At 63.3% G+C, this 11,918-nt stretch carries 13 protein-coding genes; 9 read left to right on the plus strand and 4 right to left on the minus strand.

The window, feature by feature from the left end:
• Positions 1 to 38: 38 nt before the first annotated feature.
• Positions 39 to 2,021: a pectinesterase family protein gene (locus ACIQLI_RS02540; RefSeq protein ID WP_400384650.1), complete on the plus strand. Its 1,983-nt coding sequence runs from the start codon at positions 39 to 41 to the stop codon at positions 2,019 to 2,021.
• Positions 1,993 to 3,486 carry a pectate lyase gene (locus ACIQLI_RS02545; RefSeq protein ID WP_400384652.1) on the plus strand — a complete coding sequence of 498 codons (1,494 nt, stop codon included), beginning with the start codon at positions 1,993 to 1,995 and terminating at the stop codon, positions 3,484 to 3,486. Before ACIQLI_RS02540 ends, ACIQLI_RS02545 begins: the two co-directional genes overlap by 29 nt.
• Positions 3,487 to 3,595: 109 nt before the next feature.
• Here ACIQLI_RS02545 and ACIQLI_RS02550 read toward each other — a convergent pair whose 3' ends face one another.
• Entirely contained in the window at positions 3,596 to 4,027 is a 432-nt protein-coding gene (locus ACIQLI_RS02550; RefSeq protein ID WP_024819067.1) for a universal stress protein, read from the minus strand.
• Positions 4,028 to 4,189: 162 nt separating this feature from the next.
• On the opposite strand from ACIQLI_RS02550, the gene ACIQLI_RS02555 reads away from it, so the two are divergent.
• Entirely contained in the window at positions 4,190 to 4,996 is an 807-nt protein-coding gene (locus tag ACIQLI_RS02555; RefSeq protein WP_400384653.1) for an SDR family oxidoreductase, read from the plus strand.
• Positions 4,997 to 5,104: 108 nt separating this feature from the next.
• Positions 5,105 to 5,314, plus strand: coding sequence for a dodecin (locus ACIQLI_RS02560; protein ID WP_011773002.1), 210 nt, complete (start codon positions 5,105 to 5,107; stop codon positions 5,312 to 5,314).
• A 62-nt stretch (positions 5,315 to 5,376) separates the two neighbouring features.
• Here ACIQLI_RS02560 and ACIQLI_RS02565 read toward each other — a convergent pair whose 3' ends face one another.
• Complete coding sequence (locus tag ACIQLI_RS02565; protein ID WP_400384655.1) at positions 5,377 to 6,261, minus strand: helix-turn-helix domain-containing protein; 885 nt, start codon at positions 6,259 to 6,261, stop codon at positions 5,377 to 5,379.
• A gap of 185 nt (positions 6,262 to 6,446) precedes the next feature.
• On the opposite strand from ACIQLI_RS02565, the gene ACIQLI_RS02570 reads away from it, so the two are divergent.
• Genes ACIQLI_RS02570 through ACIQLI_RS02590 form a run of 5 tightly spaced genes read left to right on the plus strand, consistent with a single transcriptional unit; the run spans position 6,447 to position 11,246 of the window.
• A complete protein-coding gene (locus tag ACIQLI_RS02570; protein ID WP_400384657.1) occupies positions 6,447 to 7,268 on the plus strand; it encodes an aldo/keto reductase in 822 nt (273 codons plus the stop codon).
• Between the two features lie 35 nt (positions 7,269 to 7,303).
• Positions 7,304 to 8,275, plus strand: a complete 972-nt coding sequence (locus ACIQLI_RS02575) for an aldo/keto reductase (protein WP_354231807.1) — start codon at positions 7,304 to 7,306, stop codon at positions 8,273 to 8,275.
• A complete protein-coding gene (locus ACIQLI_RS02580; protein WP_400384793.1) occupies positions 8,269 to 9,309 on the plus strand; it encodes an NAD-dependent epimerase/dehydratase family protein in 1,041 nt (346 codons plus the stop codon). The genes ACIQLI_RS02575 and ACIQLI_RS02580 overlap by 7 nt, the downstream gene beginning before the upstream one ends.
• Before the next feature lie 60 nt (positions 9,310 to 9,369).
• A complete protein-coding gene (locus ACIQLI_RS02585; protein ID WP_400384659.1) occupies positions 9,370 to 10,200 on the plus strand; it encodes an aldo/keto reductase in 831 nt (276 codons plus the stop codon).
• Between the two features lie 23 nt (positions 10,201 to 10,223).
• Positions 10,224 to 11,246, plus strand: coding sequence for a lactonase family protein (locus ACIQLI_RS02590; RefSeq protein WP_400384795.1), 1,023 nt, complete (start codon positions 10,224 to 10,226; stop codon positions 11,244 to 11,246).
• A 73-nt stretch (positions 11,247 to 11,319) separates the two neighbouring features.
• Here the strand turns inward: ACIQLI_RS02590 and ACIQLI_RS02595 are convergent, their stop codons facing one another.
• Together ACIQLI_RS02595 and ACIQLI_RS02600 are read right to left on the minus strand one after the other, a co-directional pair.
• Entirely contained in the window at positions 11,320 to 11,550 is a 231-nt protein-coding gene (locus ACIQLI_RS02595) for a hypothetical protein (protein WP_354231801.1), read from the minus strand.
• The gene (locus tag ACIQLI_RS02600; protein WP_207595847.1) at positions 11,547 to 11,744 is read right to left on the minus strand and encodes a hypothetical protein; all 198 of its coding nucleotides are present in this window, start codon (positions 11,742 to 11,744) and stop codon (positions 11,547 to 11,549) included. The genes ACIQLI_RS02595 and ACIQLI_RS02600 overlap by 4 nt, the downstream gene beginning before the upstream one ends.
• Positions 11,745 to 11,918 lie beyond the last annotated feature (174 nt).

Genomic DNA, 11,918 nt, shown 5'->3' on the forward strand with positions numbered 1-11,918 from the left:
CTGACAAGACCATCACTGACAAGACAAAGGAGTTTTGCATGCGCCTGCGACGCCTGCTCGGCGCGGTCACCGCCGTCGTCATTCTTGGAAGCCTTACCGCTGTGCCCGCACGGGCGGAGCCTCAACCCGGCGGCACCGACGTCCCGGCCGCGCCGGCCGCCCTATGGAAGGAGCGCCCGGACGGGTTCGCTTCCCTGCCCGGCAACGGACTTGACGGCACCACCGGCGGCCAGGCCGGCAGGCACGTCAGTGCGTCGTCACTCGAGGAACTGGCTGCCTATGCCGCAGCGGAGGAGCCCCTGGTCATCTTCCTCAAGGGCAGGATCACCGCGCAGGACTACGTCAAGATTCCCGTCACCTCCAACAAGAGCTTCATTGGCACCGGCGCGGGCGTGGAACTGGTCAACGCCGGCTTCAAGCTCATCAACGTTTCCAATGTCATCTTCAGGAACTTCACTGTGCGCGATTCCTATATACCGGGCGACTGGGACGGGAAGCGCCCGGATAACGACCGCGATGGGATCCAGCTGGATACCTCGCACCACGTCTGGGTGGACCACATGAAGTTTGAGCGCATGGGCGATGGCATGATCGATACCCGCAAGGACTCGGACTACCTCACCTACTCGTGGAACGTCTTCGCGGACAACAACAAAGCACTGGGTGTCGGCTGGACCAGCAACGCCGTCACCAAAATGACCATCCACCACAACTGGATCCGCAACACCGTCCAGCGCAACTTCAGTCTGGACAACACCGCGGCAGCACACGTCTACAACAACTATCTGCAGGACATCGGCCAGTACGGAATGATGGGCCGCAACGCCGCCAAGGTGGTCCTGGAGGGCAACTACTTCACCGCTGTTGCGGACCCCGTAGTGGCCAAGGACCCCGCCACTGAGATCGTCAACCGGGACAACATCTTCGATGCCACGCGTGGCCGCAAGGACAACGTTGGCACCGCCTTCGATCCCACGCAGTTCTACGCCTACGCCAAGGACAGCGCCGCCAACGTGCCAAGCCTGGTCACTTCCAGCGCCGGACCGCGCGAAAACAAGGCGCCAAGCACGACGGCGGAAGTCACCGTCGCGCTTGACGGCACCGGCGACTTTGCCAGCGTGCAGGCGGCCATCGGCTCCATTCCGGTAGGCAACACCCAGCCCCGGACCATCACCATCAAGCCGGGTTTCTACAGGGAGTCGGTAAACATCTGGGCTGACAGGCCCAACGTGACGCTCCAAGGAGCAACCGGTGACCCGTCCGACGTCGTGATTTCCTACGACACCCCGGCCAACGGCGCCAAGTTCTTCGGCGGCACGTGGGGCGCAGCGGGAAGTGCCACGCTCAACGTCCTGGCGGAAGGCACCACCGTCCGCAACCTCACCGTGGAGAACGCCTATGACGAAGCCGCCAACGGCGGGAGCCAGGCCCTCGCCGTCAGGACCGTGGCCGACCGCGTAGTTTTCGACAACACCAGGTTCCTGGGAAACCAGGACACGTACCTTGCCGATACCACCGGCCGTGACGCGACCGCCCGGACGTATCTGAAAAACTGCTACATCGAAGGCGACGTGGACTTCCTCTACGGCCGGGGCACGGCTGTCTTTGATGGTTGCACCATTCATTCCCTGGACCGTGGCAGCGACACCAACAACGGCTACATCGTGGCCCCCAGCACCAAGAACTCGAACCCCTACGGCTTCCTGATCGTCAACAGCACCCTCACATCCAATGCCGCCCCCGGAACTGTCAGCCTGGGCAGGCCCTGGTTTGCCAGCAGCGATCCCAACGCCCACCCCATGGCCGTCATCCGCGACTCACAGCTGGGCAGCCACATCGCAGTGCAGGGCTGGTCCGACATGAGCGGACACGCTTGGACGGAGGGCCGCTTCGCGGAATACAACAACACGGGACCCGGCGCGTACGTCAATGAGTTCCACCCCCAGCTCACGTCCCAGGAAGCATTGAGATTCACCAAGGAAACCTTCCTCGGTGACTGGACGCCGGCAGCAGGTGCTTGAGATGGCGTACCCACACGAGCTGACCATCCGACGTCGGACCCTTCTTTCCGCGGGACTCGCCGCCGGCACCTTGGCCACTACCGGCCTGTTGGGCGCGGCTGCGCCGGCTGCGGCGGCTGAAGATGTGCTGCCGGGCTCCGGCTCCAACGGGTTCACTGAAGCCGGACTGCCCATCAACCACGGGCAAGGAGGTGCGTGGACCGTGACGCCCACCGGGTTCGCCGGCGTCGCATCCCACGGCCGGGACGGCACCACCGGTGGGGCTGGCGGCAGGCTGGTCCACGCCAGTACGCCTGGCCAGCTCCGCGGGTTCGCCAAGAGCGACGAACCGCTGGTGGTGATCCTGCACGGCGAGCTGATATTCGCCCAGTACGAAAAACTGACGGTGACGTCCAACAAATCCTTCCTGGGAGCAGGCGAAGGAGCGGCGGTGGTCAATGCCGGGTTCAAGCTGGTGAACGTGGCCAACGTCGTGTTCCGCAACTTCACCGTGCGGGATTCCTACATTCCCGGAGATTTTGTGGGGAAGCGCCCTGACAATGACAGGGACGGGATCCAGATGGACACCAGCACCCACGTTTGGGTGGACCATATGCACTTCACCCGGCTGGGCGACGGCCTGGTGGATATTCGGAAGGACTGCGACAACGTCACACTGTCCTGGAACGTGTTCTCGGACCACAACAAAGCCCTCGGCGAAGGCTGGACCCAGAACGTGGTCACCCGGCTGACACTGCACCACAACTGGATACGGAACACCCACCAGCGCAACGCAAGCCTGGACAACACCGCGGCATCGCATGTCTACAACAACTATCTGGAGAACATCTCCAGCTACGGGATGCTGGGGCGGAACGCTGCCTTGCTGCTGGTGGAGGGAAACTATTTCCGGGACGTCCGGAACCCTCTTCATCACCAAGGTCCCGGGGGCGAACTGCTGGCACGCAACAACACCTTTGAGGAGTGCACAGGGAACACCGGGGAGGAACGGGGCGAGGCCTTCAAGCCCCCGTATTCCTATGATCTGACGCCCACCATGGCACTCCCCGCGCTGGTACGTGCTTTCGGCGGGCCGTTGGGCGGGACCATGCCTGCGCTCCGGAAGGTCATCACGGTAGCGCTTGATGGAACTGGTGACTACTCCAGCATTCGTGCAGCCATCGGGGCTATTCCGCCGAATAACCCGGCCGCCGTCACCGTCCTGGTTCACCCCGGGATCTATCACGAACCTGCCGTCATCTGGGGCGATCGACGCAACGTCACCCTGGCCGGAGCAACAGGGAACGCCTCGGACGTGATCCTGACCAACAGTGAAGGGGTCACGCTCCTGGTGGCGGCAGACGGATCGACGCTGCGGGACCTCACCATCACCTCCGACTCCCCGCAGCCTGCTCATGTCCTGCTGACCACTGGAAAAGATGTGACCCGCTCCAACGTGACGGTGCTGAACGGTACAGCGGGCTAACCCAACGGGGCAGCCTGCCCGGACAACCCCACGGGGTAAACCAACTGGGTAGCAGAAGAGGCCGTTGTGAACGCTCAAAACGGCCTCTTCTGCTACTTACATGGGTGGGTTACGCGTCGACGTCCGTGTTGACGATGTACACGTCGCACGGCGCACCGTGGGCAACGCTGTTGGCGATGCTGCCCAGGACACGGCCCAGGCCCTTCATGCGCTTGTTGCCGACCACGATCAGCGAGGCGTTGTTGGTTTCGGCGTAGTTGATGAGGGCGTTGGCCGGCGTACCGCGGGCCGCGAAGTACTTGATGTTTCCGGCAGGAACGTCAAGCTCCTCGGAGACCTTGCGGGCAACGTACTCCGCTGAGTCGGCGGAGGAGACGGTGATACGGTCACTTCCGCTGCCGAATTCTTCGATGCGGTCATCGGAGAAGCCGCTGATCACGTGCAGTTCGGCACCGAGAGCGGTGGCGAACTTCGCTGCTGCCACTGCTGCGCGCTTGGCGGTCTCACTGTTGTCGACGCCGACCACAATAACTTCTGACATGAGTACTCCTGGTTGTGGGGATTCACTGGGTGCTGCTGCAAGAAAATCTACACTCCATCATCATCTGCCGGGATGACCCTTTTGCATCGGGAGTGTTTACGCCCAGTATCACTGGGTAGGGATACATCTGGCGGAATGATCACCCGAGCGAAAGGCAGGACCATGAGCGACGCATCATTTTCCCCGCAGACAGCCATTGTCACGGGTTCGGATTCAGGCATCGGACGGGCCACGGCGGTGGCTCTGGCCAAGGCCGGCATGGACGTAGGCATCACGTGGCACAGGGACCAGCAGGGCGCCGAGGAAACCGCGGAGGAAGTCCGTGGCCTCGGCCGTAAAGCCGCAGTCCATCAACTCGACACCACGGACGTCCAAGGGACAGTGGACGCAATCGACAAGCTCGCTGAGGAACTCGGTGGCGTGGACGTCTTCGTCAACAACTCCGGAACCGGTGACGGCACCAAGTTCCTTGACCTCGACTACCAAACCTGGATGTCCACCTTGGACACCAACCTCAACGGGGCCTTCGTGGCCATGCAAACAGCGGCGAAGCGCATGGTGAAAGCCGGCCGCGGCGGGCGCATCATCGCCGTCACCAGTGTGCACGAATTCCAACCGCGGGTAGGGGCCTCCGCCTACGACGCTTCCAAACACGGTTTGGGCGGCCTCATCAAAACCATGGCCCTGGAACTCGCCGAGTACGGGATCACCGCAAACAACGTGGCACCTGGCGAGATTGCAACGCCCATGACCGGCCAGGAAGACGAGGATCCCACCCAGAAGGAAAGGCCTGGAGTTCCGCTGGGACGCCCCGGTGATGCACGCGAAATCGCCGCCGTCATCGCCTTCCTCGCATCCCCGGCGGCGAGCTACGTCAACGGAGCGTCCTGGCCCGTGGACGGCGGAATGCTGCAGATGGGACCGCAGGCCGGTTCGCACATCACCAGCAATGATTGGCGCGAAAGCTAGGCCAGCGCAGGCTCTGGCCGCACGGAGATCCGTGGGCTAGTCTGCTTGGACGGCCTGCCTGGCGGGCCTGATTTTCCAGAGATTCGTAAGACGTTGATGAGGAGCACCATGGCTGGCCACACATATAGCGTTTCCGAAATTGTAGGAACTTCCACCGAAGGCGTTGACGACGCGATCAAGAATGGCATCGCAACAGCCTCCCAGACGCTGCGGAACCTGGACTGGTTTGAAGTCAAGGAAATCCGCGGCCACCTCGAGGACGGCGCAGTGGCCGACTGGCAGGTCACCATCAAGCTCGGTTTCCGCTTGGAGCGCTGACTCCCCCCTCTACCCACCCGCGAGAAGGCAGTTGACGCCCATGTTTTCCACAAACATGGGCGTCAACTGCCTTCTCGGCGGGCTGGTTCGTGTGCGGGGACTTCAGCTTGGGTGCCCAGGTCGCCAAAGTTCAAGAGGGTCAAAGCGTCCGACGACGGCGAACCCGCCTTGGCGGAGTAGACCCGGAGGAGCTGGTCGGGGTCGTCCGGGAGACTCAGGGTTTCAAAGTTCAGTTCCAGGTCGCCTACCACCGGGTGGTGCAGCCGGACCGCTCCTGCGGAGCGCGTGGCAACCCTGTGCCCGGCCCACCACTGACGGAAATGCTCGCTGTGGACGGCAAGTTCGCCCACCAGCTGGTTGGTTTGGGGATCGTTGGGGTGCCGGCCCACGTCCATGCGCAGCGCCCCGACAGCTTCGGCGGCCACGGTCTTCCAATCCCTGAACAGCGCTCCGGCCGCTGGATCCAGGATGATCCAGCGCGTCAGGTTCCGCTCGGCTGCAGGCAAAGCCGCGAAATCGGTGAACAGCAGGTGGGCCAGCCGATTTCCGGCCAGGACATCCGCGCGGCGGCCCAGCACCAGGGCGGGAACATCACCGACGGCGTCCAGCAACTGCCGTAGTGCGGGCCGGACTTTCTGGACCGGCCCGGGACTTCCTGCAGAGCTGGCGCAGTGTTCCAGCAGGTCCATCATGTGTGCCTGCTCCCCCGGATCAAGGCGCAGTGCGCGGGCCACGGAATCGAGGACCGCTTTGGAGGGGTGGATGTTCCGGCCTTGTTCCAGGCGCGTGTAGTAGTCAGTGCTCACACCGGAAAGGCGTGCCACCTCTTCGCGGCGGAGCCCGGGCACCCGGCGGGCACCGCCGGACTCGTGCGCCCCGGCGTCGTCGGGTGAGAGGCGGGCACGCATGACCTTGAGGAATTTACCGAACTCGGCGCTTTGACCCATCCTTCCATTCTGCCGTTCGAGGTGTGTGAAAGACCACCATTCCGGGTAGGACTCCCAGACCTAGGAAAAACAGGATCAGGCTGGGTTGCTGACTCTGTGGCCAAAAATGCATAGGCTCGGTACAGGACCTCCGAAAACGCTTTCTGGAGCGTCACGCCATAACCATCCCGTCGAAGGAGACCGTCATGCCAGAGCTGACATTGAACAACGGCGTCACCATCCCCCAGCTCGGATTCGGTGTCTTCCAAGTACCCGCCGAGGAAACCCAGCGCGTAGTGGAAGATGCCTTTGAAGCCGGCTACCGCCACATCGACACCGCTGCCGCATACCGCAATGAGGCAGGGGTAGGCGCTGCCATCGCAGCCTCGGGCATTCCCCGCGAGGACCTCTTTATCACCACCAAGCTCCGCAACGGTGAGCAAGGTGAAGCCTATGACGCGTTCCAGCGCAGCCGGGATGCCTTGGGCCTGGAGGTCATCGACCTGTACCTGATCCACTGGCCGGTCCCGTCGCAGGGCCTCTTCACCCAGGCGTGGAAAGAAATGGAGAAGCTCTACCAGGACCAGCAGATCCGGGCCATCGGCATCTCCAACTTCCTCTCCGACCACGTGGACACGCTGCTCAAAGAGGCAGAAGTGGTTCCGGCCGTCAACCAGATCGAAGTCCACCCCACGTTCCAGCAGGGCGATCTGGCCACCAAGTGCCGCGACCTGGGCATTGCCGTGGAGGCTTACAGCCCCTTGGGGCAGGGCAAGGACCTGAACGCCGAACAGGTGGCGTTGGTGGCGGCAGCCCACGGCACTACTCCTGCACAGGTAATCCTGGCCTGGCATCTGGCACAGGGAACCATCGTGATCCCCAAGTCAGCGGACTCCACCAGAATGCGCGAGAACTTTGGAGCAGCCGACCTCTCCCTCACCGAATCCGAACTGGCAGCCATTACGGCACTGGAGGCGGGCGCGCGCATTGGCTCCGATCCCGCCGTCGCAGCTTTCACCCAGCTCTAAGCCCTGACTGTACAAAGCAAAGGACCTCAACAACCATGCAGTACACCCACCTTGGCCGCTCCGGCCTGAAAGTCTCCCGCCTCTGCCTGGGCACCATGAACTTCGGTCCCCAGACGGACGAAGCAACGGCACACTCAATCATGGACTCCGCGCTGGACTCCGGCATCAACTTCTTTGACACCGCCAACGTCTACGGCGGAGCCGGGCACCGCGGCTGGACCGAGGAAATCATCGGCCGCTGGTTCGCGAAGGGCGGCGAGCGCCGCGAACGGACCGTTCTGGCCACCAAGCTCTACGGCACCATGACGGACCGGCCCAACGAGTCCAAGTTATCGGCGCTGAACATCCGGCGCGCGCTGGATGCGAGCCTGAAGCGTTTGCAGACGGACTACATCGATATCTACCAGTTCCACCACATTGACCGCGATACCCCTTGGGACGAGATCTGGCAGGCCATTGACGTCGCCGTCCAGCAGGGCAAGATCCTCTACTCGGGCAGCAGCAACTTTGCGGGCTGGCACATTGCCCAGGCGCAGGAAGCTGCCCGGAGGCGGAACTACACCGGTTTGGTCAGCGAGCAGTCCATTTACAACCTTTTCCGGCGCGAACTGGAGCTTGAGGTCATTCCGGCGGCCCAACAATATGGCCTGGGCCTGATTCCGTGGTCGCCGCTGCAGGGCGGGCTGCTGGGTGGCGTTCTCAAGAAAGAGGAGCAGGGGGTTCGCCGCGCTGAGGGCCGGGCCTTGGAAACCCTCAAGAAGCATGAGGACCAGATCCGCCAGTACGAGGATTTCGCGGATGAACTGGGCCACGCACCCGGCGATGTCGCGCTGGCTTGGCTGCTTCACCAACCCGCCGTCACGGCACCGATCGTTGGCCCCCGCACGCAGGAACAACTGGATGCAGCCATCCGGGCGCTGGACGTCTCACTGAACGAGGACGCCCTCAAGCGGCTGGACGACATCTTCCCGGGCCATCGCCCCGCCCCCGAAGACTACGCCTGGTGAGTACCCTCCCCCACAACCTGCTCGGGACGGCGGCGGACACCGTTTCGCCGCGGAACATCCTGTTCATCGGCGGAACAGGCGTCATCAGTGCGGCGGCGGCCGAACGCGCCGTCGCGCTGGGCCACCGGCTGACCATCCTCAACAGGGGACGGTCAGCCGGCAGGCCGGTTCCGGAGGGCGCGGAAGTCCTCCACGCAGACGTCCGGGATACAGCCGCCGTGCGTGAGGTACTACAAGGAAGGGAGTTCGACGCCGTTGCGGACTTCATCTCCTTCACCCCGGACCAGGCGCTGGCCGGGATGGAATTGTTCCGGGGGCGGACGGGCCAGTACGTGTTCATCAGTTCCGCTTCGGCGTACCAAAAACCGCCAACTACACTGCCTATCCGGGAATCGACCCCGCTGAAGAACCCGTTCTGGCAGTACTCCCGGGACAAGATCGCCTGTGAGGAACTGCTGTTCGAGGCCTACCGTGAACAGGACTTTCCGGTGACGGTGGTGCGGCCATCCCATACCTACGACCGCACCAAGATCGCCATGGTGGGCGGGTGGACCGACATTCACCGCATGCGGGCGGGGATGCCCATCCTGGTTCATGGGGATGGAACCTCGCTCTGGACGTTGACCCACAGCAGGGATTTCGCCAAGGCCTTCGTCGGGTTGCTGGGCAGGCCGCAGGCCATTGGCGAGAGCTACACCATTACCTCGGACGAGTTCCTGCCGTGGAACCAGGTCTATCGGCTGTTCGCGAGGGCAGCCGGGGTGGCGGAGCCCGAACTCTTCCACGTTTCCTCAGAGACCATCGCCGCCCACAGCCCGGAGCTTGGCCCCAATCTGCTGGGCGATCGCTCGCACTCCGTGGTGTTCGACAACTCCAAGATCAAGGCGCTGGTTCCTGATTACAGGGCCACCATTCCGTTCGCGGACGGCGCCCGGGAGATCGTGGAGTGGCACGATGCCCACCCGGAGCTGCAGGTAGTGAAGGAAGATTTCATGGAGTTGAGTGATCGGCTCCATGACTGGTCACGAAGATAACTGTTGCCAAGCAGCCGGCGGCCAGCGTAGAAACAGAGAAACCCAGAGGAGACCCAGCCCATGGCACTTGCCCCACTGATCGAACTGAACGACGGTTTCAAGATCCCGCAACTGGGACTCGGCACGTGGCCATTGAACGATGCCGAGGTGGCCGACGCCGTGGTGGAGGCGGTGTCGCATGGCTACCGGCACGTGGACACGGCAAAAAAGTACGGGAATGAGACGGGCGTGGGCAACGGCATCCGCGCCTGTGGAGTGGGCCGTGAGGAACTGTTCATCACCACCAAGCTGGATGGCGAATTCCAGGGCTCCGGCAAGGCTGTCGACGGCCTTGAGGGATCCTTGGAACGCCTCGGCCTGGAGTACGTCGACCTGCTCCTGATCCATTGGCCGCTCCCCCGCCGCGGCGAGTTCGTCTCCACGTGGAAGACCTTCGAGGAACTGCAGGCCTCTGGCAAAGTGCGCTCCATCGGCGTCTCCAACTTTAAACCGGCGCACCTGGACCAGCTGTTCCGGGAAACGGAGGTGGTGCCGGCGGTGAACCAGATCCAGGTCAGCCCTTCCATCCCCCGTCCGGCAGCGCGGGCCTACAACGAACGGCATGGCATCATCACAGAGTCCTACAGTCCGTTGGGTGCCAGCAGCGATCTGCTCAACGCGCCGGTGCTGGCGAGCATCGGCGGGAAGTATGGGAAGACTCCGGGCCAGGTGGTGCTGCGTTGGCATGTCCAGCAGGGGCTGGTTGCCATTCCCAAGACCGCCAAACCGGAACGGATGCAGGAGAACCTGGACGTGTTCGATTTCGAGCTCGACCAAGAGGACCTTTCCAAACTGCAAACCCTCGACGCCGGGCCTGACGCAGGCGTCGACTCGGACGTACAGGGGCACTGACCATGGGTAACGAAAACACGCTGATGTGGGTGGGTTCCTACACGGCGGACCGGAACGGCAACGGCAAAGGCATCGCCGCGCTCTCGGCAGACGACCAGGGGCACCTGACGTCCGCCGGTTTAGCGGTGGCTTCCAACTCGCCGTCGTTCCTTGCCCTGCACCCCACGCTCCCGGTGATCTACGCAGTCGCAGAGGAAGGAAAAACGGTTCGGGCCTATCGCCGGACGGGCGAGGCAGAGCTGGAGGCTCTCGGTGAGCCCTGGCCGGCCGGAGACGCCACCTGCCACGTTGCGGCTGATCCGCAGGGACGCTTCATTGTGGCCACCTGTTGGGGCGATGGCCAGGTCATCCTCTATGAACTGGACCACGACGGCGCCATCACCTCGCGCACCAGCGCGGCAGCCGCCGTCGATCCCCACTTCACGGCGCCAACAGACGGCGAACGTCCCAGCCGCGCGCATTCGAGCCTGATGCTCCCCGACGGCCGGGTGATGACGACAGATCTTGGGCATGACCTGGTCCGCGTGTGGAAGTATGCTCCCGGCGAAGGCCTGCAGCCCGATCATGAGGTGGTGCTGCCCAAGGGCTCGGGCCCGCGGCATATGGCACGGCATCACAGCGGATCCGTGTTCGTGGATACCGAGTATTCAGTGGAGGTGGCCATTGTCAGGATGGAACCGGACGGCACGTACGAGCTCACCGCAGTTGTTCCGGCCAGCATCAACAAGCCGTTCGACGGCGACTCCGGAGCGGAGATCGCGTTGTCACCGGATGGCCGCTTCGCCTACGTGGGCGTGCGCGGCTCCAACCGCATCTGCGTGCTGAAGGTGACCCACGACGGCACCGGGCTTGAGCCCTTCGCCGACGTTCCGTGCGGCGGTGACTGGCCCCGCCATCACCTGGTCCGCGAAGGCTGGCTGTATGTCGCCAACGAAGGGTCGGACGACATCGTAAGTTTCAGGCTGGACCCGGCCACCGGCTTGCCGGACGGTCCCGTGGGCCGCGTGGAGACGGGCTCACCCAGCATGCTGGTGGCCGCCCGTTAACTGACACCGAGACGGCAGTTAACACCCATGCTCCGCTCGAACATTGGTGTCATCTGCCGTCTCGGCGAGTCTTTTAGACGGTCCAGACCTGGACGTCGTCCGTGCCGCAGATCAGTTTGCGGCCTGTGGGCTCAAGGATGACCCAGAGCAGTTCCTGGTGCTTGGAGACATCGTCAACGCGGCCTGTCCCGGCGCCCCAGGCGACGTCGTAGATCCACACAGGATCGCCGGAGCTGAGCTCGGACCACTCTGCGGCAGGAACGTGCCGGTAGTCGGCGGGCCGGTTCAGGATGGAGCTGGTCACGCTGATACTTCGGCAGCAGTGCGGCGCCGCCAGACAGTTGCCACTCCATTGTGGGCAGGCAGCACGTGGCCCTCGGGGAACACCTGGACGGCGTCGGGATCGGAGTCCGGGCTCCACAGGCCCGACGCCGGGCAGTGGGAACCGGTAGGCATGGTGCGGGTGGCTCGTTCGCGCAGGAGGGCGATGCTCTTCATCGTTGAAACTCATCCTTGGGAGTAGATCGGGGCACTGCGTGGTGTGAAGCAGATCTCTTCAACCCTATGCAAGTCACAAGGGCTGCGTTATGGACAGATGCATAGCATTCCAGGGGACGCTGATGCAGGAGCACAGTGCCCCTTTCCCGAATTTCCCACCAGAACCGCTGCAAA

It is taken from the genome of Paenarthrobacter sp. NPDC091669 (assembly GCF_044756725.1).
Taxonomy (GTDB): Bacteria; Actinomycetota; Actinomycetes; order Actinomycetales; family Micrococcaceae; genus Arthrobacter; species Arthrobacter bambusae_C.